Origin of the sequence: Caproiciproducens sp. NJN-50 (genome assembly GCF_004103755.1) — a bacterium.
Taxonomy (GTDB): Bacteria; Bacillota; Clostridia; order Oscillospirales; family Acutalibacteraceae; genus Caproicibacter.
In genome coordinates, this window is sequence record NZ_CP035283.1 from 1,861,328 (window position 1) to 1,880,121 (window position 18,794).

Consider the following 18,794-nt stretch of genomic DNA (forward strand, 5'->3'; position numbering starts at 1 on the left):
ATGAAGGCAAAGCAGCCGGATACAAGAGCTGAGACTATAAGAATCCAAGTAAATGGACTACCTGTCACATTGCTTTTTTCTGCGGAGCCGAACAAAGAAGCGGCTGATTTCATAAAAAAGGCTTTGATAAATGCTTATGTAGTTAGGACAGCATAAACGCAAAGCACAATTTAAAGGCGGTTTTTTCTAAGGCAACACCGCACAAAACACGTACGTGTGTAAATGCGCAAAACATGTTAAAATAGAAACTATGGATAAGCAAATGAGTCTGTCCGGCCTGAATGATGAACTGGCTCAGGTGAGGACAAAGAAAAAAGAATTTCTTGCGCAGATAGAGCGCATTGTTCCGTGGGATGAATGGATTGTTCTGATCAAGCCGTGCTATTACAAAGGAGAGCGCGGTAACAAGCCCTATCCGTTGGAACTGATGCTGCGGCTATATCTGCTGCAAAACCTGTACAATCTGTCGGACGAGGCGACCGTTTCCGAAGCCATCGACAGCCGGGCCTTCTCAGAGTTTTGCGGTGTGGACTCCAGCAATCAGGTGCCGGACGGCGACACGCTGGGGCGATTTCGGAACATTCTGGTGCGCAACGGTCTTCAGGAAAAGTTGTTCACTCAGGTTGTGTCGCTGCTTCAGACCAAGGGATTGCTGCTGAAAAAAGGAACCATCGTGGATTCCACGATCATTTCAGCCCCGTCATCCACAAAGAACCGGGAGCATCAGCGAGATCCGGAAGCCCATCAGGTGAAGAAGGGGAATCAGTGGCACTTCGGGTACAAAGCGCACATTGGTGCCGACAAGGACAGCGGGCTGGTTCATACGGTTAAGGTAACAGCAGCCAATGTCCATGACGTTACCATGACGTCCCAACTGCTTACCGGCGAGGAAACAGTGGTATACGGAGACAGCGGTTATCTCGGAGCCGCAAAACGTGAAGATACCCCGATCAAAAACAATTCCGGCAAGCATATTCGGTACAAGCTTAACCGCCGTCCTTCGCAGATGCGGGAGAGTTCAACCAAATCCCAGGCACAGCTGAAACGCAGAGAACACGAAAAATCATCCGTACGCGCTAAAGTTGAGCATGTGTTCGCCGTGGTCAAGGGACTGTTCCGGTACCGGAAAACACGATACCGAGGTTTGAGAAAACAGACCGCCAAACTGAATATCCTGTTTGCGCTGGCAAATCTGATTCTGGCTGACAGACCCTGTCTGGCGGTCTGATTTAAGTTGCCCAAAAGCGTAACATCAGGCGTAATCCGCGCCGCTTGCTGAATTTGGCAGGTGGCGCGGACTTTTTGTGCCGTTACGCGGTGTTGCCCTAATGTCAATATGCGAAAAATCAGCTATTTGTATAGCTTTTTCCTGCTTTGTGTGAGATAATGGCGTTGGCAAAAAGCCAACTGCTCCTTGACAATTGAATAAAATCAAGTGTCCGGTCTCTCACACAAAACACCAACGATATGAGAGGACGGATACAAAATGGCTGAAAGAGTTTATTGTTTATACAGAGTATCTACCGCAAAGCAGGTAGACCATGATAAACAGAATCAGGCCGACATTCCCATGCAGCGCAAAGCCTGCCATGAATTTGCAGACCGCATGGGCTGGACCATTGTTCATGAAGAACAGGAAGACGGCGTTTCCGGCTATAAAGTCAGTGCCGCTCAGCGTGACAAAATCCAGCTCATAAGAGAACATGCAGAGCAAGGCAAATTTGATATCCTTCTGGTTTTTATGTTTGACAGGCTCGGCAGGAAAGCCGATGAAACTCCCTTTGTAGTGGAATGGTTCGTAAAAAAGGGTGTCAGAGTATGGAGCGTCAATGAAGGAGAGCAGCGGTTTGAGTCCCACACCGACCGCTTGACAAACTATATCCGTTTTTGGCAGGCTGACGGCGAAAGTCAGAAAACCTCCATCAGAACCAGAACTGCTCTTGGACAGATGGTTCAGGAGGGACGCTTCCGCGGCGGCACTGCTCCATATGGTTATTGTCTCGAGAAAAGCGGCATCATCAACAAGCGCAAGCATGAAGTCTACAAATTGGTCATTGACGAGGAAGAAGCCGAAGTAGTACGCATGATGTTTAATTTATGCGTATCGGCAGGATACGGACGCTGGCGGCTTGCCATGTTCCTGAATGATAAGGGAATCAAGACTCGCAAGGGAACCAATTGGCATGACGCATCGGTAGGCGCGATTCTGCACAACGTGATATACAAGGGCGTCCTCCGGAGTGGCACCACTTTCTCAGAGCCGTTCGAGAAACTTCAAATCGTTGATCCCTCTACTTTTGATTTAGCGCAAAGGCTTATGACTGAGCGGGTAAATGAGAAGAAAAACGAAAGAACGGTTCCGCTAAACACCGCAGGTCAATCGCTTCTGTCCGGAAATGTATTCTGTGGACATTGCGGCGGGCGCCTGGTCCTAACCACCAACGGCAAAATTGTCAGGCTTGCAAACGGTGAAAAAAAGGGTGTCAAAGGGTTATCTTCTTACTTGGGAGATAGCCCTTTCCCGTAGAGTAGATTGTTTTTCTCTGACGTTAGCTTTCTGTTAAAGTGGGACCTTCACTGATGGTTCACCATGGACCGTACCACAGTTCAGTGTATGGACAGACTACTCCCTTGGAGGAATGTCCGTTTTTCAGCGCTAACTGGAATCGACCTTCGTCAGATAAAACATGTTGCTGCTCTTGCCGCCATTTTCCCGCCAGCGTTGCTCCCTGCGCAGGTAACCGCTTTTTTCAAGGTCGGCAATCGCGCGTTTGACGGTGCTGCGGGACAGCTTCAGTTCCCTGGCGATGGTACCAATCGCCGGATAACATTTGCCGTCTTGGTCGGCACGGTCGCGCAGATACATGTACACCGCCCTTGCCCGGTGAGGCAGTTCCGAGGAATAGAGCGAGGAAAAATAGCTCATAGGATCACCTCCCGCTATATCCGTATCAAGGACTTTTGCTGTTCCGGCGCCTTATGCTCCAACGCGGGGGTGTGCTGGATACCGACGGAAGCAGGAGAATCGGGTTCCGGTTTTTCCTCCGGGTCGGCTTCGCACGCGGCATTGCGCCGGATGATTTCTTCCTCGAGTGAATGCCGGTTCGCATACTCCACCTTTCGGGCGGATTGCTCCGCGATCTCATACGGTTTTCCGAAGGTGATACCCCATTCGAGGAACAGCTTCAGCCGGGTACGCATCGGGTAGGCCCCTGTCTTCGTGACGATAAACCGACCTTTGGGCATGGATTTCAGCTCGTCCGGCGTCATCAGCGGCCGCTCGATCATCTGCAGGGACTGGCTGGGATCGTTTTTCCCACGGCTGATGGAGCCGCTCATGACGGTCTGATTGCCAAGGGCTTTTGAGAGAATCTGCGCCGATTCGCTGTTGGGGGCAAAGCCGCCGAACACGGTGTCCTGGCAATTGTCGATGATGATGGAAGCGCCCTCCTTGCCGTAGTTTTTCTCCAATTGCGCGAAGCTCTGGATAATGGCGACAATGGATACCCGGCGCGACCGGCTGGCGGAGAACATCATCTCGGCCGACTCGATCTTGGGGATGGTGCCGATCTCGTCGAGAAACATCATTACGCGGTTCGGCAGCTTGCCACCGTACTCGTCGGCCACGGAAAGAATCTCCCGGTAGAGTTGCTGGACGATCAAGCTGATAATGAAATACTTTGTGTTGTCTTCCTCCGGCATGACGAGGAAGACGGCGCTTTTCTCCGTGCAGAACTTTTCCGCGTCAATAGCCGTATCGAAGCACAGCACCTGCTCCAGCTCGGAATCCAGAAAGGCGTTGAGCCGGGAGAGCGCCGTGGACAGGACGCTCTGCATGGCCTGCTCCGCCGTATTGAGCGCGGCACCGGCGAACCATTTGGTCTTGTGCTCGTCCGGCAGGTGCGCCAGAAGCATCTGGAAAAGCGTCCGGCCCTTCACGCCGCTGGGAGCCAATAGATCCTGAATGAGCTTGAACACCGACACGATGTGCCTCTGCTTCGGTTCGCAGTATTCGGCAATCAGAAGAATAACGGAGGTCAGCAAACCTTCGGCCGCGTCGTAGAAGAAGGCATTCTGTCCGGCAGAGGCAGTGTCGAAGCCCCCGGAGTTGATGATGGTCTTGGCCGTGATTTTGGCGTATTTCTCCGCTCTGGCTTTGTACGCCAAATGATCAGGATTTTCGAGATACAGGTCCATGTACCGGTTTACCAGATGGAGCAGGTTGTTGCCGTCCGAGCGGGTGGGGTTGCGCAAGTCGATGACCGCAACATGGTAGCCGTAATAATCCTTTGCGATTCCCGCGTAATTGCGGTAGAGGTCGCCTTTGGTGTCGGTGGTGATGAAAGACATGCCGCAGGCGCAGGCGTATTCCAGGTTCGGATAGAGGAAATTTGCGGTCTTGCCGACGCCGGCCGCGCCGATCATCAGGCAGTGGATGTCATCATCATCCACCAGCGCGTAACCATGGGGAGACGTTTTGTCGAACAGGGACGCTTTTCGCCAGCCGACCACCAACCCCTGCGCCGTAGGCCGGTTCTCTCCCTTGCGCCATTTTTCCGGCTCAAACCGGACTTCCGTATAGGTCTTTTTAATTTCCTGTTTGGTTGCCCAGCGTGCCGTACCGTGCTGGCCGTCGCCCACGGTCTTGGACTTGATACCGTTCAGGGTGTAGTAATGAGCCAGAAGAGATAAAAAGCCGATCACGCCGAACATGGTAAGTCCGGCGGCGATCAGGGTGATAATTTGTGATGCTTGCATACGATACCTCCTTGCTTTAGGCAGCAAAAAACCGCCGGAGAGTTTTTCAGGCTCTTCGGCGGTTTCCTCATGTATGATTTCTGTTTTCTACTTTTCTGTCACAACCATGGCGCTCTCATACAATTCCTTCGCCGCGGCAACGGTGTCCTCCCAGGTAATGTCATCGGCATAGGAATACTTTTTCTGATAGCGCGTCCACAGCTCCTTCATTTCCCTGCTGCCGGACAGCGCCTTCGCACCTTCCAGAATGCCGCCGCGCAGCAGAAAATCGCTTCCTCTTTTTCTGACTGTTCTCTCAAACGCTTCCTTCATGACGGGAAGACGGATATCGTTTTTTCGCGTGTGCCATAAAACGTACACGTCATAAAAATCTCTCATGCGGGTGTTGGCGGTACTTCTGGAAAAGATGGTTTCCAGCTTTTCCGCAAGCACCGTTTCCAGATTGTATGCCTTGATCTGAATGCTCCGGTCTTCGAACAGCAGCCGAAAGGAATAATCGACCGCGGCCGGTGTGATTGGGTCGCCGGTTGTGATGTCTACCTTGAGGGTCTGCCTTGTTTCGTCCAGGAGCATCTCCAGCGTGACGCGAATGCCGGAATATTCCGCTTCGTCGTGGATTTCCTCCAGCTTTTTCAGCGTGAGGGTCACATGATCCTCCACTGGGACGGCGAGAATGTCCGTGAAAACGGAGCGGACGGATTCCTCGGTCAGCGGGTATCCCTTCAGCGTGGTGTCCATGTCCATGGTGGCGCGGGTGTCCAGCCCCACCATGGCCGCAACCAGCATGCCGCCCTTCAGAATCAGGTTCTCCCGGTAAGGGGACAGAGAAATCCGTTCCAGCAGACGCTCCAGCATGAAGTTTCGGAGGATGATCTGCGCGTTGATGCTTTTGTCCTTCGCCATATTCCGGATGAGGGCGTTAAGCTGCCGGGATGTTTTCATAGCAATACCTCCAGATACTGCCGGAGCAGTTTGTCAACGCGGAGCGATTCCGCATACCGCATCAGCAGGGGAATATTTTTATTTTTTTTTCGGACATACCGCTTTAGGGCTTCCGGAAAAAGCGCGCCGTCCATCTGATGCCGGCTTCGCAGCATATCGCATAGAGCGCGCTCCGCGTCGTAAGCCCGAATTGGTCTGCCAAAGGGAGACTGGACCGTCGTGATTCCCAGGCCGAATAAATCCGGCTTGATGGAAAACACGTTGAGCCCTTCTTCCGTCAGCCGCTTGGTGTTGTAGCCGGTCGGCACCGTCACGCTGTAGGTAAGCGGATCGCGGTCGGTCAGGTCGTGCAGGTACAGGGCGGTGTCGTGAGAATAAATCAGTCGGTTTTTTCGGACCTGCAGGGTGAACATTTTATCTTCCATCGCGTCCGGCGTGATATACACGCCATGACCGGCACGCTCCAGTTTGCCTTCTCTCAGAAATGCCGTCAGATAACTGCTGGGAACGCCGGCGTTGGCAATATCCTTTGTGAGCAGGATGCCGCCGCTCTGTTCACAAAGGGATTGCAGGGTTTCCGCGTACACGCAGGATCACCTCTCTCAATTTTGTTTCATGCTAATATTATACGCCATTTCAGCACGAAATCAATCAAGAGATAAAATTATATTTTAGGAGGAAGCGCGTCCTACATGATCATCGTAAAATTTACAGCCTGCTCCTGTTCCGGAACCAGCTCGGGTGATTCCAGCTTCACAAACATTCGGGCCTTGACACAATCCAGAGCTAGGCTCAGGTAAGACCGGCAGAGCCGTTTCATATCGTCCTCGCTTCGGATACCGGGCGTGTCGATTTGCCTGCCGATGTCCGCCAAATTGCGCCGGATGTCCTCCATTCTGGAGCGCAGCCAGCCTCTGTCCTCATGGGGCTTGTATTCCGACTGGAGCTTGCGCACCAGCTGCTCCGCGGTCACGGGCCGTTCCATCGTCCGGCACAGGTCTTTTAAAAGCAGCAGGGAGCCCGCCGCCATGCACTCCAGACAGTCCATGGCCGTACCCGTATTCTCAGGCGTTACCTTTCCGGATGCGGTGAGCGGTTCCAGTTCCTGTGCGCAGTCTTCCAGAAAAGCGCGCAGACCCTTCTGCGGGGCGAGCGTTTCGCACAGGCCAGAAAGTCCTTCGCACACCTTTGGCAAAAGCGCCAACTTCGGATGCTCTGACGCTGGAATGGGGGTGATACCATGTCGTGCTTTCAAGTCCTCGTTCCAGTCCTTCCAGACGGATTGCAGGACTTCAGTATCCATATATCCTCGTTCTGCCAAAATGTCCCGGAGCCGCCAATTGGCTTCGATGCCTGCCTCGTCATGGTCCAGGCAGAGAATGACTTTTTGCAGATTCGGGTGAAGCTCCAGCTGCCGGAGCATGGCATGTTCCGACACGCCGTCCAGCGTGACGTAGCTGTGATTCATCCAGTCCTTTGGGCGCAGCGTAAGAAAGGACAGCAGATCCACCGGCGCTTCAAAGACAAACAGCCTGTCGCTTTTGCCGATCCAGTGAAAGCTGTACCGGGGATCGCTGCCCTCCACGTTTCCCTTGTAAGGTTCTCCCTGGGTATAAGTGCCGCGCTTGTGGGCGTGGCGGGCAATCCCGTTTTCATCCAGCCCCACAAACACGGCGTTGTGATACTGCTTATCCTCATAGATGAGCTTTTCATGGGCGAACCGGGACAGCGCCTCACGATCAATAAAACGCTGTTTGATGAGATAGGCGAATACCCGCCGCATGTCTGGATTGGCATCTGGAAGAGCGAACTCTTTTTTCGGCGCCGGAGCGTTCTTGTCCGTCTGGTTCCATTCCACGCCGCTCTCGCCGCCCAGGAGCCACTGCACCGCTTCGGGAAAGCTCATGTCGTAGAACTCCTGCATAAAGTCTATGGCATGGCCGCCCTCCTTGCGGCTGTGCCGGAACCATTCGTTTCCTTGGACGGTAACGCTGTCATAGCGCTTCCATCGCCACTCATGTCCGGAGCGGACGAGCTTTTCGCCCTGACGCTCCAAAAAATCCACCAGATCCACGGAGTTGGCCCGCTGCTTCTGCTCGTCCGTGAAATACACATAGTCCATACCGGAATTCCTCCCTCGTCAGCGCTTGCGCTTTCCGCAGCGACGGAAAAAGGCCGCCCGTTGGCGAACAGGCGGCCTGCTGATATGCTTTTTCATGATTAGGGTTTCATTTTTCTGCCACGGTTTTTCAAACGGCCTGTGCATAGGAACCCTCCTTTTATTTTTAGTAAGTGATGAGCTTCTGTTCATGATCGTCCGGAGCATGGCCTTGGGCAATCTTTTTCTGGCGGATTTTCCGCCGCAGCTTGCTTTCCACCTGCATGCGCGGACCTCCGGGAAGCCGCTCCTGTTCCTCCCGGAAAATTCGGCTCAGATGGTGCAGGAGCCTTGTCGCCGCGAGGAAAAGCGGCGGATCTTGGAAAGAGTCCGGATGATCGAGAAAAAACCGCGCGTAAATGTTGCCTTGCTCTGCAGATAGTGTCAGCCAGCGAATGGCGGCTTCTACGTCTTTTGGAACGTCTTCGCCCAGCAAATAAAGCCTGCCGAGCCGGTACTGCGCAAGAGAATTTCCCTGCGCCGCCGATTTCTGAAACAGCTCCAGCACTTTCGGAATATCCTTCGGGACATCTTCTCCGGAGAGGTACAGCTTTGCCAGCGTATACTGGGCGAACTGATTACCGAGGTCTGCGGATTTCTCCAGCCATTTTACGGCGGCGTCCACATCCTTTGGAATATCCTCGTTCTGCAGATAGAGCCTGCCAAGGGCATAGGCTGCGTAGGAATTTTCCTGTTCCGCGGCCAGCGTAAAAAGAGAGATAGCTCTCGAAATATCCTTCTCCACATGGGTTCCATCCCGGCAGAGCTTGCCGAGCGCGTACTGCGCGAGGGCGTTTCCGCCATCCGCGGATTTTGTCAGCCACCGGACGGCCTGCTCCGTGTTTTCATGACCGCCGTCCGCGTCCAGATAGATTCTGCCGAGCATGTACTGTGCGTGGACATTACCAAGCCGAGCGGATTTCTCAAAGTAACCGAGCGCTGCCTCCACATCCTTTTCCGTCCCGGTTCCGGTATAAAGCATCTGACCGAGGCGGTACTGGAGCTTATCGTCGCGGCTCTGTTTCTCCATCTGCTGAAATCCCTGAAATGCGATTTTGAAATGCCGCGCGGCTTCCGCGCTGTTGACCACTGTGCCGATGCCGTCCCGGTACATTTTTGCCAGCTCGTAATCGGCGTAGGGCGTGTGCTGCACCGCGGCGCGCAGGTACAGGCTGAACGCGGTTTCATAATTTTGCTTCACACCCTGACCGCGGAAATACAACCCGGCAAGGGAATATTGGGCATACTTATGATTTTTTGAAACTGCCTCACCAAACCATCCGGCCGCTTCCTCGTAATCCTGCTCCGTACCGAGCCCCGCCGCGTACATTTTTCCGATCCGGTATTCCACATACCGGTTTTCTTTCTCTGATTCGATGTCCTCAAAAGATGAGAGCGCCTTTGCGTACCAACTGAAAGACGTACCAGTGTCGATCTCCCTGCCCAGCCCGTCCGCATACATTCGGCCAAGGTCGTGCATGGCGAGGACGTTGCCGTCCTCCGCTTCCTCCAGAAATAACCGGAGGGCCTGCTCAAAGTCCGGCTCCGTCTCATCATTGCCGAAGAGGAACGTGCGGGCCTGTTTATAACGGTCATTCCACGCGATATGAGGCTTACCCGATGCGGTTCTGTCGGAATCCGAAGGCGGGGCATCGTCCGGAGTGTCGTCCGGTACATCATCCTGATTCACGACTATTTCAGGCGGCTCCGGCAAAGGCAGCTTGGGTTCCGTTTCCAAAGCGCCGTTTTCTTCTTCGGAAGACGGCCCGACATCCTCATCCCCTTCAAACGTAACATGGCGGTCGCCGAGGCTGACCGCTTCGGCAATCACCATGTTTTTGATCTGTTTGAACTCCTTCTGCTGGGAAAGCGGCAGGGGTTCGGGCAGTTGATCCTTATAGGTGCGCAGAACCTCGTTGCGGAGCTCCTGCCATTTAGCATAGGCCGCCGCCACCCGTTCGTCCTTCGCCAACTCATCCACGATTTGATTGACCAGCTCCTTGAGCGGGGCTTTCAGGTAGCCGTACTGTTTTTTCCCAGCCGTGTACTTCAGCCGCTCCGCCAGCCGGGACATCAAATCCTCAATAACCGGGCTTGCGCAGATTCTGTCTTCCATCTGCTCCAGCAGCTCCCGCAGGGTATCCCGGCTCTCCGCAGTCAGAGAATCACGCCGCACAGTCTGCTCGGAGTAAATCTGGAGCAGATCCTGCTGAAAGATTTCCCGTGCGAGGCTGCTCCGCATCGTTTCGATGGCCGGTTTGGTGACATAGCCCTCGCGGGAATCGGCGGAATAGACGATCATGTGGCAATGCGGGTGATGGCCTTCGTTGTGAAAAGCGGCGTACCAGCGGAGATTTTCCGGCGTGATCTTCATCTGCTCCGCGAAGATGTTCCGTTGTTTCCGCAGGAGCGCCATCCAAGCGGCGGCGTTATCATAGCCGAGCCGGGCGGCGTCCTCACGCCGCAGGGAAATAATCGGCGTCCAGATGTTTCCGGTGTGCCGGGCCGCTTCCTCCGCAGCCTGCAACAGCACCAGCGGCGTATTTTCGTCGGAAAACAGGCCGTGGGCACCAAGCTTTTCGGCGCGTGGGCGGGTGGCGATATAATTGACATAGACCTCCTGGTGCGACAGCTGATCGAGATTCTGATCCAGCGCCGCCGAGATCAGCTCCGAGGCGTTTTCCACGGTCGGGCTGTTTTGATAGTCCTCGTATTCAAACAACCGGTCGGAGTCGGGAAACCGCGCGAGAATGTCCGTGATAAGCAGCTTCTGCTTGACTGTGGCCGGGAGGTTTTGCCTATTCTGCGGGATTTTTTCGACACCCTCCCGTGTTGCCACATAGGTCACCAGATTTTCCGCGTGTGCCGCCGCGTTTTTCAGATACCGGCACTTGAAAATAATCCGGGGCATGGTCATTCACCCTTCTGGAATCTTGCCACGTCCTCGAAGGTCACGGTGCCGACCGATTTCTTCACGTCACTGACGCACTTGCCCCGTAGACGGCGAAGAGTGGCTTCGTCCACGTCAGCGGTGGAGGCGAGGACATTCATCATCATGCTCATTTCCACCGCCAGCTTGAAGATCAGACGGGCCATGCGGTTCTCCATGCCGTCCACCATGCCGGTCATGGCCGTGGTGATGGCGGCGGGAAGATAGCGCACGCCTTCCTCCGCGGAGATATAGCCGCAGTAGAATTTGATTGCTTTTTCGATGAATTCACTCTGGCTCTGGCAGTTATCCCGCCGATACCAGTCCGAAACCAGCTTTCTTGTTTCCGGATACATCCACAGCGGAAACTTCTTTTTGTTCTTTGTTTCTTCCGGCATGCAAAAACCTCCATTCCTGTGAAAAAGGGCCGCAACTCCGGTCGCAACCCCTTTGAAATCCTTGATTTTCCCTGTGTTTTCGGCATTCCGCTTTTCTCATAACCCCGGAAGCGACTCCAAGGGCCGGATTCTGACCCCGGTGAGAAACGTCCCCGACCCGCGTTGCGGGGCGGTGTAAGCCGAAGCGGGGGCGTTTTGCGACCCCGCTTCTTTAACCCGCATCGTTTTCGACCCCATGGTTCACCTCCGGCTCCGGAGCCTTGCCGGTCGGCTGTCTGCCAAATTTCCGTGCACGGCTCCGACACGGGGCGCAACCGTTTTTGATGGTGTAAACCGTGCCATCCCGTGGGGAAAACGCGGCACAGGGGCACATGGGCGGTGACGCGGGCTTTCATATCTGCTGTGTCATTTGACCCGTCAGATTCTCCGATTCAGCCTGGATGCTGCCGCAGTACGCATTCAGCGGGATGCCATGGCGCCTGCGGCGCGAACGGCAGAGAGAAAAATAGCGAGCCCGCCGTATCTCTCAGACAGCGGCGCTTTCATCCCGGCGGCCGGGAGCTTTTCGAAGCTCCGCCGGAACATTCCTCTCATAGAGTTCCTGCAGGTGTTCCTCCAGTCCGGCGCGAAGTTCAGCTTCGCTTATGTGTTCCCGAAGGGCGCTCAGCTTTTCTCTGTCATACCGGATCTGAACCGTTGACATTTTCATAAGTGGTTTCTTCCTTTCCGTATCGATTTCAAACAGAAGTGAGCCAGGTTGGTGCAACTTTCCGTGCGACTTCCGGAAGGCACGAAATAGTTGAGCCAACTTGGTTTATATTTCGTCCAGCGCGTGGATGAGGCTGTCTGGGAGATCGGCCAACTGCATTTCATCGGCCGCATCCGCCAGTAGAGGGGATGACCGACATTGGAGGATTTTTAGTTCCTCACTGACTGCCTGCCGGATAATCCGCTCTATGTGATCTGCCTGCTTCGCCGCCAGTAGGCCGGAAACCACACACTCGGTGCGCTGGCGGCTGCCCTGATCGGCAAGAAGGGCTTCGGCTTCCCGATGCCTGGGATCATCCATGTCAAACGAAAGATAGTACCGCTTTCTCATAGGCTCACCCCATCAGGAGGCGGTACCCGTCCGCGTTGGCAAATCGGTTCAGGACCGTCACTGTATTGATGCCCTCGCCGCGCAGCCGGGATTCCAGCAACTCCGCGCCGCCACCCGCGAACACGGTGGGAAGCTTCAGGTCGAGCCCTCTTTCACGAAGAGCGTTGAACAGCTCCTTGCAGTAGGCCGCGACTGACCGCTCCACCACTGTCTCGATCCGCCCGCGGTCGGCGTGCTGAATCTGCCCACGGATGGCGTCGGTGATGAGCTCGTCTGAGAGCAGAATGTCGTTTTTCTGAAGCGCGTCCTGAATCCGGCTGTAGAGCGTGATGGTTCCCATGCGCAGGCTGGCGCAGCTGGATCTGTCTAATCTGAAATTGTGAACAGTGAGAACGTCCACGGTGTACCCGCCGATATCCACCAGCGTGATGCTCCGGTATTCCTTCAGCTGCTGATAGTACCGGCAGAGCGCCGCGTGCCCCTGGGCGAACACTTTACAGTCCGCGATACGGCAGCGGTAAGTTGTACCCTCGAACACAAACGAGAGATCGTCGCGCAGAAAATACCGGCGGAATGCGTCCTTCTGCGTTCCATAGCTGTCGATGGGAAGCCCCACACCGAGGATGATTTCCGCATTGACGGCTCCTGTCCTTTTCATCGCTTCCGCGATGGCCGGGAGCGTCAGGATGAAGGTATCCGGCTCTTTGGTTTTATCCTGCTGAAAGCGCAGGCGGCGTTCTCCGACAGCATAATATTTTCCCTCGTAGAAAAGCTGCATCTCCGGCGTGATGAATTCCTTGTCGCTCACCGCGTAGCCGGAGGCATAGAGCATCCCCTCCGAGGATTTGGTGTTGTAGTTTCCGTTGTCCACACCGAGCTTGATCATAGCTCGCACCTCCTTCTTCTGTGAATCACATGCTCAAGGTCATGCCCTGACCCTCCTGCTCGTCAGGGCCTTCAGGCTCGGGAGAAGCTTCCGGCACCAGCGCCGCCTCGGATGCCGCCTGCCTTGAACGGCGGGGCTGGTGCGCGTGGCGCTCTCTGGCTGGCGCCGGGGATTCCTGCCGCTGTGCGGACACCGGCTCCATGCGGCTCTCCACATACTCCCGCACCTGCGCGGGAACCAGCTTTTCATAGGTTTTGTCCAGATAATCCTGCAGTTCATGCTCAATGCTCTGCTACTTTTTGTCCATAAAAAAGCGGAGAGCGTCCAGCTTCTCCGTGGGGAAGGACAGATTCAGTTCCGTTGTGCTCATTGGTTTTTCCTCCTATTTCGTACTGTAGCTGATGTACGGGATCTGCAGCCACGCGCTCCAGCCGCGGCCCGCCAGCTTCGTTTTTACCACGCCGTATTTCGTGCCCATCGCCTCGATCACCTCGCTGTTTCCGATGTAGACGCCGATGTGCCCCGATTTCCAGACGGCGAGGCCGGGCGTGTCGGGCATGGTATCCATGGAACCCTTGACAGTGGCGGCGCTGTACATGCCGTCCGCGCCCACGTCCTTCATGCCGTTGGTCCCGTATTCAATGGCTTTTGTGTCGGGATTGAACCAGCCGTAACCTTTGATGAGCCCGACACAGTCTGTTGTCCTGCCGCCCAGCCAGTTTTCACGAATGAAATCCGCGTAGCTACCCACGCCGTCCGGGTACTGCTTCAGCTTGGACGCAAACAGCGAATCCGTCAGCACGTCGCCGTAGGTGCCCCAAACATATCCCCAGCCGGAGTCATAGGCATTCTTCGCGTAGATGACCAGGTCCAGGTTGTTTTTGGTTTCCGGGTGGAGCAGGGTGAGACCGTCCAACGCGATTCCGCTTCCGCCGCCTCGCTCGATCCCGCCGCTGTACGATCCGGCCCCGCCGCAGGCGGTCTTTTCGTAGATCTTCTGCGCGTTGGTTCTGTCGTCTCCACTTGCCGAGATTCCCGACGCCGAGAGGTTCGCGTAGGCCGTCTCCAGATTGACCGGGACAGCGACCGTTTCGGTTTCCGTTTTTTTCTCTCCGGTCGCCTCATCCTTCACAGTTTTGGTCCTTTCCTCATATCTGACGAAGCAGTCCACAAAGGATCTGGCCTCCGCGCCGGACAGGGACAAGTGGTCGGCACCGAAATTCAGGGCGTAAAAAATGGATTTGATCCGAACACTGTCCAACGTGCCGCCGTCCATCTCCGCCTCAGCGCCGAAAATTGCCTGATCCAGCGCGGAAAAACAGTTCCTCATATCCTCAATGTGAGCGGTATACTCGGCGGGCGCGGAGGACGAGAAAGCGCCACCATTGAAACACAGGTCAACGGCGGCGTTGTTATGCTGGGAAGTACCGGAGAGAAGGCTGAGGATCATGACGATTGCCAGAATGACGGGTGTCAGAATGGCCGCGATCAGGATTCCGGCCGCCTTCCACGTCCGTTTGTCGGTGGCGGCGGCGATGGCGGCCTTGACCGCCAAGGCAATTGCGGGAGCTGCCATAATGCTGTCACCGCCATTTCGGCCCGAACAGCATACCCTGCTCCGGCTCCGCTTCCTGCTGCTCCTGCGCCAGCCGGGCAGACTTCTCCACGGCCCGCTCCAGAAAATCTGTGTCGAAGCCGGAGGTGAGGTAGCCCTCCAAAATAGTGTTCAGGTAGTAGTCAGACGGAGCCCCGAACGGATGCCCGTCGTTCATGATATAGACCATCGCAGAGGCTATTCTTCCGTTCAGCTCCACCGGCAGAAGCTCCTTGCGGTAAAAATTCGGATAGCCTTCATAATGGTCGAGAGCTTGCAGATCCCTGTCCTTCAGTTTCCAAAGAAGGACAGGAACACTGGAGCCCTGGAGCGGTTCCACCGTGGCAACCGCGCTGCTCCGGCCTCCGCGGAACAGCAGCTCGTAGTCCTTGATTTCGCTGGCGCCGACCACCTTGGCGGTGGAGCAGCGGAATGCCATCTGCGGCAGGTTAAGATTGCTGCCGTAGGCGATGTACAGGGTTTCGGATTTCATCGGAATGGTTCCTCCTTCTACATGGACAGAGTAAAGCCGGGGCTTTCTTCCCCGGCCTGTTCCTGTCCGTTTTCAGTTGTGGGTTCCGGCTGTCCCGATACCATCTGTGCGGCCTCGGCCAGCTCTTTTTCTTTTTTCTGCCTTAACCGTTCCTTCTGCCGCAGGGCCTGCTCCGGATCTTTCCACGCGATGCATCCGTCCAGATGCTCCAGAAGATGAAGCCGGGCGGTCTTGAACTCATCTCCGATCAAGCCCAACCGGAGAAGCCAGGTTCGGAAGGTATATTTTTCATTGGTGCTGTGCGTTTTCTGCCGACTGGCGCACTTCTGGTTCAGGGCTTGAGCGGAGATGGCGAGGCAGAGCTGGATGTACGCCTTGATTTTCCCGGCGTGAGTCGTAGAATTGAAGAGGCGGAATTCAATCGTGCCCTTCTGGAACACCGAATGCAGGTTCAAACAGTGATAGCGGCTGTTATCGTAATGCTGGCTGCTGCGGGATTCCCCGCCGTACCAGATGCGGCTGACCGCGTCCAGCGTTTTGGGCTTCTTCCGGTTGATTTCATCGAGAAAGCTCTGCTCCACTTTTTTGCAATACTGCCGCTCCCGAGCCACCTCCACCTGCAGGGCCTTGTAAATCAGATCCTCCTTGGACGCCATGATGTTGGTGATGTTCCGGAGCGTCTTCGCGTCGTGAGGCGACGCGTCCACATGGACGTGGATGCCGGTAGAGCTGTTGACCAGCATCCCGGCCCCGCGCAGCTTCCGCACAAGCTCCTGTATTGTTTCAATATCCCCGTAGCGGCAGATGGGGCTGACCATCTCCACGCTGTAGTCGTTGTCAGCAGAAACGATCTGCCGTCCGCTTTTTTTCTGCGTGTCGATGCTGCCGTCGCTCATGAATTTCCACTGACGCCCCTCGCTGTCCAGCGTGGAATAAATACCGTAATAGGTACCGTCAAAATGGACGGACGAGCCGAAATGCTCAGCAGCCACCTGCACGGCCTGCTGCCGGGTGAGGCCGGTCATCTCCACCTCAATGCCGAAGCGCTGATCCTTCATGTCCATGCTTTATCACCGTCCGCCCGCCTTTCCGAACAGCGCCGCCTTATACTCCGGCGCCTGAACCATGAGGTTGTACCGTTCGTTGCCGCACTTGTAGAGGCACACGCCGCGCTGGGGGTAGCGGATTAGCTCGTATTCGGATTTCTCCAGCTGGAGCGTATCCATGTAGAACCGCGCGTCGATGGAACCGGCGTTGAACAGGAACTGATGAGTAGGAATCGAGAACAAAGGTTTCGTCAACTCGCGGACGTGCTCCACGTTGAAATCCTCCAGATTCTGCGACGCGAGGATGACGGCGCTCTCTTTTTTGCGGACGCGTTTCATGCAGTTCCGGATATATTCGATGGCGGTCAGGTTGGTGAGAAACAGGTACAGTTCGTCAATGCTGGCCGCCGTGTTGCCGATGGTCAGAAGCTCGTTGCTCATGTAAGACAAAACGTTGAACAGCAGGGCGTTGCGCAGATTTTTGCTGGCGTTGAGCACACCCTTCACACCGAAGGTCACAAATTCGCTGCTGGTGATATTCGTGTGCCCGTTAAAAAATTTGGACTCCGCTCCTTTGCACATGGAGTGGAGTCCGAGGCAGATTTCCCGCAGGGAGTCCGCCGTATAAAGTTGGCGTCGGCTCTCGTCAAAATTTTTGTACTCCGATTCGATGAGATCGTACAGGTTGGATAGGATGGGATAATCCTCCGGCTTTAGGCGGTCAAAGTTGCTATGGTCGGTGATGCCCCATTTCTCGTAGAGCTTGCCCAGCATGATTTCGATGGTGTCGATTTCCCGGTCTGTGAAATCCTTGTAGGCACGAAAAAAATCCTTGAGAAAGCTGATATGTTGGCTGAGCTTGCTGCTTTTGCGGAAGGCTTCCGGCACAAACCCGCCGTCGTCGGCGCTCTGATCCGGTGACGTTTTCGCATGCGGGCTAAGCGCAGGCTCCGGCTGCTCGTCCCAGCTTTTCGGCTCCAGCACGTTGATGATGAATTCGCCGCTCATCAGGTCGATGAAGCAGCCGCCGAGGTTCAGGGTCAGATCCTCGTACTCCATCTCGGGATCTAAGGCCAGAATGTGCATGCCGGATTCCCGCAGGCTGCACAGGATCAGCTTCAGTAGATAGCTCTTCCCCTGACCGGAGTTGCCGAGAATGAGAATATTGGCGTTGGTCTTGTCGTCAGCACGGCGGTTGAAATCCACCAGAATATTGCTACCGAATTTGTCCCGGCCCAGGCAGAAGCCCTTCGAGTCAGTCTTTCCGGAGTAATTGAAGGGATACAGATTGGCGGCGGAGCTGGCGGGCAGCACCCGTTCGAACTGGTCCCCGAACACATTCCAGCCGGAGGGCATCACCGACAGAAAGCCCTGCTGCTGGCGGAGCAGGAGCCGGTCCACGTTGAGCTTGGAGCGTACCAGTTCTGTCAGCACCTCCGTCTGCAGGAGCTTGAGCTGGTCGAGGTCGTGGGCGGACAACTCGATGTACACCGCCGTGTGAACCAGCGGCTCCTTGCTCCGGTGCATCTGCGCCACGATGGTGGCCACATCCTGCAGGTTGCTTTCGGCCGTGACCGTCTGCTGGAGGTCTTGAGTGCTGCTGCGCTGCATCCGGTTCTTGTTGGCCGCGTTGCTGATGATCTTCTTTTCTTCAAGCGGGGTTACATGGCGGGTATAGATGTGCAGCGTCACGCCATCCTTTTCTCCAAGGTAGCGCAGGATCGCCTGTTCTTCCGTGGAGGTGGGGTATTCCCGCAGCGCCCACACACAGCGGAAAGTGTTGCCGCAAATAAAGTAGTCGGTACTGAATTTGATAATAGAGGGTGCGATCATATCGAGGAATTCCTGAATACGGGCGTCTTCCCGCGGAGGCGCGTTGGTTTTCGGTTGTTTTGCCATAGGGCATTCTTCCTTTCCAAATTGATTCTGAATATAAAAAAGCCGCTACATTTCTGTTCTGTAACGGCAAGTTGACTTTTTTGTATATCAGCTATACAATATTTTAGGGGTAAAGAAATGATGAATATTTGTGAACTGCTTCTTGATGTTATCACCGAATTTTATGAAAACGACAGCCGTGCCCGGACATTCGGCACCGATACGGAGCTTTATCACTCTGAAATCCACATGCTTCAGTGTATTGCCGAACGCCCGGATCTGCACATTTCCGGCCTCGCCCGGCTTCTGGATGTCACTCGCGGTGCGGCCTCACAAACGGCTAAGCGGCTGGAGCGGAAAGGTATGATTATCAAAGAGGCAAGTCCCGGTGACAATAAGAAAATCGTTCTCCGGTTGACTTCAAAAGGAGAAACGGCAGTTGCAAACCATAAAGACGCGCATGAAAAATATAATGCCCTCATTTCAGATATTCTGGCCGGTGCGGATGCCGGTCAGAGGCAATTTCTCTCAGATTTTTTGCGTCGATTGGAACAAAAGCTGAAGCAAGGCTAATTTTTTGCTAAGATTGTATAGTATCTACACATATTTCGAA

Annotated in this window: 18 protein-coding genes; 4 read left to right on the forward strand and 14 right to left on the reverse strand. The window is 54.9% G+C overall.

Going from position 1 to position 18,794, the window contains the following annotated elements; genetic code table 11:
• The 3 genes from EQM14_RS16345 to EQM14_RS08935 all read left to right on the forward strand — a co-directional run bounded on the left by EQM14_RS16345 (position 1) and on the right by EQM14_RS08935 (position 2,527).
• A complete protein-coding gene (locus EQM14_RS16345) occupies positions 1–156 on the forward strand; it encodes a hypothetical protein (protein WP_164919018.1) in 156 nt (51 codons plus the stop codon).
• Positions 157–250: 94 nt separating this feature from the next.
• Positions 251–1,228, forward strand: a complete 978-nt coding sequence (locus EQM14_RS08930) for an IS5 family transposase (RefSeq protein WP_442861456.1) — start codon at positions 251–253, stop codon at positions 1,226–1,228.
• Positions 1,229–1,486: 258 nt separating this feature from the next.
• Complete coding sequence (locus EQM14_RS08935) at positions 1,487–2,527, forward strand: recombinase family protein (RefSeq protein ID WP_243112481.1); 1,041 nt, start codon at positions 1,487–1,489, stop codon at positions 2,525–2,527.
• Positions 2,528–2,656: 129 nt separating this feature from the next.
• Here EQM14_RS08935 and EQM14_RS08940 read toward each other — a convergent pair whose 3' ends face one another.
• From EQM14_RS08940 to EQM14_RS09010, 14 genes are all read right to left on the reverse strand, one after another.
• The gene (locus EQM14_RS08940; RefSeq protein WP_128742612.1) at positions 2,657–2,926 is read right to left on the reverse strand and encodes a helix-turn-helix domain-containing protein; all 270 of its coding nucleotides are present in this window, start codon (positions 2,924–2,926) and stop codon (positions 2,657–2,659) included.
• Positions 2,927–2,940: 14 nt separating this feature from the next.
• A complete protein-coding gene (locus tag EQM14_RS08945) occupies positions 2,941–4,758 on the reverse strand; it encodes a VirD4-like conjugal transfer protein, CD1115 family (RefSeq protein WP_128742613.1) in 1,818 nt (605 codons plus the stop codon).
• An 87-nt stretch (positions 4,759–4,845) separates the two neighbouring features.
• Positions 4,846–5,700, reverse strand: a complete 855-nt coding sequence (locus tag EQM14_RS08950) for a nucleotidyl transferase AbiEii/AbiGii toxin family protein (RefSeq protein ID WP_128742614.1) — start codon at positions 5,698–5,700, stop codon at positions 4,846–4,848.
• Positions 5,697–6,287, reverse strand: coding sequence for a type IV toxin-antitoxin system AbiEi family antitoxin domain-containing protein (locus EQM14_RS08955; RefSeq protein WP_128742615.1), 591 nt, complete (start codon positions 6,285–6,287; stop codon positions 5,697–5,699). Before EQM14_RS08955 ends, EQM14_RS08950 begins: the two co-directional genes overlap by 4 nt.
• Before the next feature lie 101 nt (positions 6,288–6,388).
• Entirely contained in the window at positions 6,389–7,822 is a 1,434-nt protein-coding gene (locus EQM14_RS08960; RefSeq protein WP_128742616.1) for a DUF3991 domain-containing protein, read from the reverse strand.
• Between the two features lie 163 nt (positions 7,823–7,985).
• Positions 7,986–10,769, reverse strand: a complete 2,784-nt coding sequence (mobP3, locus tag EQM14_RS08965; RefSeq protein ID WP_128742617.1) for a MobP3 family relaxase — start codon at positions 10,767–10,769, stop codon at positions 7,986–7,988.
• A gap of 2 nt (positions 10,770–10,771) precedes the next feature.
• Positions 10,772–11,185, reverse strand: coding sequence for a hypothetical protein (locus EQM14_RS08970; RefSeq protein WP_128742618.1), 414 nt, complete (start codon positions 11,183–11,185; stop codon positions 10,772–10,774).
• Positions 11,186–11,711: 526 nt separating this feature from the next.
• Positions 11,712–11,894, reverse strand: a complete 183-nt coding sequence (locus tag EQM14_RS08975) for a DUF6103 family protein (RefSeq protein ID WP_128742619.1) — start codon at positions 11,892–11,894, stop codon at positions 11,712–11,714.
• A 105-nt stretch (positions 11,895–11,999) separates the two neighbouring features.
• Positions 12,000–12,284, reverse strand: a complete 285-nt coding sequence (locus tag EQM14_RS08980) for a plasmid segregation centromere-binding protein ParR (protein ID WP_128742620.1) — start codon at positions 12,282–12,284, stop codon at positions 12,000–12,002.
• A gap of 4 nt (positions 12,285–12,288) precedes the next feature.
• A complete protein-coding gene (locus EQM14_RS08985) occupies positions 12,289–13,170 on the reverse strand; it encodes a ParM/StbA family protein (RefSeq protein WP_128742621.1) in 882 nt (293 codons plus the stop codon).
• A gap of 382 nt (positions 13,171–13,552) precedes the next feature.
• A complete protein-coding gene (locus tag EQM14_RS08995; protein WP_128742622.1) occupies positions 13,553–14,746 on the reverse strand; it encodes a hypothetical protein in 1,194 nt (397 codons plus the stop codon).
• A gap of 7 nt (positions 14,747–14,753) precedes the next feature.
• Positions 14,754–15,257 (reverse strand): gamma-glutamylcyclotransferase family protein, encoded by a 504-nt coding sequence (locus EQM14_RS09000; RefSeq protein ID WP_128742623.1) that lies wholly within the window; start codon positions 15,255–15,257, stop codon positions 14,754–14,756.
• A 17-nt stretch (positions 15,258–15,274) separates the two neighbouring features.
• Positions 15,275–16,321, reverse strand: a complete 1,047-nt coding sequence (locus tag EQM14_RS09005; protein WP_128742624.1) for an amidoligase family protein — start codon at positions 16,319–16,321, stop codon at positions 15,275–15,277.
• A 6-nt stretch (positions 16,322–16,327) separates the two neighbouring features.
• Complete coding sequence (locus EQM14_RS09010) at positions 16,328–18,202, reverse strand: VirB4 family type IV secretion system protein (RefSeq protein ID WP_128742625.1); 1,875 nt, start codon at positions 18,200–18,202, stop codon at positions 16,328–16,330.
• 117 nt (positions 18,203–18,319) lie between these two features.
• On the opposite strand from EQM14_RS09010, the gene EQM14_RS09015 reads away from it, so the two are divergent.
• Positions 18,320–18,754, forward strand: a complete 435-nt coding sequence (locus EQM14_RS09015) for a MarR family winged helix-turn-helix transcriptional regulator (RefSeq protein WP_128742626.1) — start codon at positions 18,320–18,322, stop codon at positions 18,752–18,754.
• Positions 18,755–18,794: the final 40 nt, after the last annotated feature.

Excerpts from the sequence above, each read along its gene's own strand:
- EQM14_RS09015 (WP_128742626.1), top strand. The coding sequence starts at position 18,320 with ATGATGAATATTTGTGAACTGCTTCTTGATGTTATCACCGAATTTTAT.
- EQM14_RS08945 (WP_128742613.1), bottom strand. The coding sequence starts at position 4,758 with ATGCAAGCATCACAAATTATCACCCTGATCGCCGCCGGACTTACCATG.
- EQM14_RS08960 (WP_128742616.1), bottom strand. The coding sequence starts at position 7,822 with ATGGACTATGTGTATTTCACGGACGAGCAGAAGCAGCGGGCCAACTCC.
- EQM14_RS08930 (WP_442861456.1), top strand. The coding sequence starts at position 251 with ATGGATAAGCAAATGAGTCTGTCCGGCCTGAATGATGAACTGGCTCAG.
- EQM14_RS08935 (WP_243112481.1), top strand. The coding sequence starts at position 1,487 with ATGGCTGAAAGAGTTTATTGTTTATACAGAGTATCTACCGCAAAGCAG.
- EQM14_RS09000 (WP_128742623.1), bottom strand. The coding sequence starts at position 15,257 with ATGAAATCCGAAACCCTGTACATCGCCTACGGCAGCAATCTTAACCTG.
- EQM14_RS08970 (WP_128742618.1), bottom strand. The coding sequence starts at position 11,185 with ATGCCGGAAGAAACAAAGAACAAAAAGAAGTTTCCGCTGTGGATGTAT.
- mobP3 (WP_128742617.1), bottom strand. The coding sequence starts at position 10,769 with ATGCCCCGGATTATTTTCAAGTGCCGGTATCTGAAAAACGCGGCGGCA.
- EQM14_RS08975 (WP_128742619.1), bottom strand. The coding sequence starts at position 11,894 with ATGAAAATGTCAACGGTTCAGATCCGGTATGACAGAGAAAAGCTGAGC.
- EQM14_RS08985 (WP_128742621.1), bottom strand. The coding sequence starts at position 13,170 with ATGATCAAGCTCGGTGTGGACAACGGAAACTACAACACCAAATCCTCG.
- EQM14_RS09005 (WP_128742624.1), bottom strand. The coding sequence starts at position 16,321 with ATGGACATGAAGGATCAGCGCTTCGGCATTGAGGTGGAGATGACCGGC.
- EQM14_RS09010 (WP_128742625.1), bottom strand. The coding sequence starts at position 18,202 with ATGGCAAAACAACCGAAAACCAACGCGCCTCCGCGGGAAGACGCCCGT.
- EQM14_RS08995 (WP_128742622.1), bottom strand. The coding sequence starts at position 14,746 with ATGGCAGCTCCCGCAATTGCCTTGGCGGTCAAGGCCGCCATCGCCGCC.
- EQM14_RS08950 (WP_128742614.1), bottom strand. The coding sequence starts at position 5,700 with ATGAAAACATCCCGGCAGCTTAACGCCCTCATCCGGAATATGGCGAAG.
- EQM14_RS08940 (WP_128742612.1), bottom strand. The coding sequence starts at position 2,926 with ATGAGCTATTTTTCCTCGCTCTATTCCTCGGAACTGCCTCACCGGGCA.
- EQM14_RS08980 (WP_128742620.1), bottom strand. The coding sequence starts at position 12,284 with ATGAGAAAGCGGTACTATCTTTCGTTTGACATGGATGATCCCAGGCAT.
- EQM14_RS16345 (WP_164919018.1), top strand. The coding sequence starts at position 1 with ATGAAGGCAAAGCAGCCGGATACAAGAGCTGAGACTATAAGAATCCAA.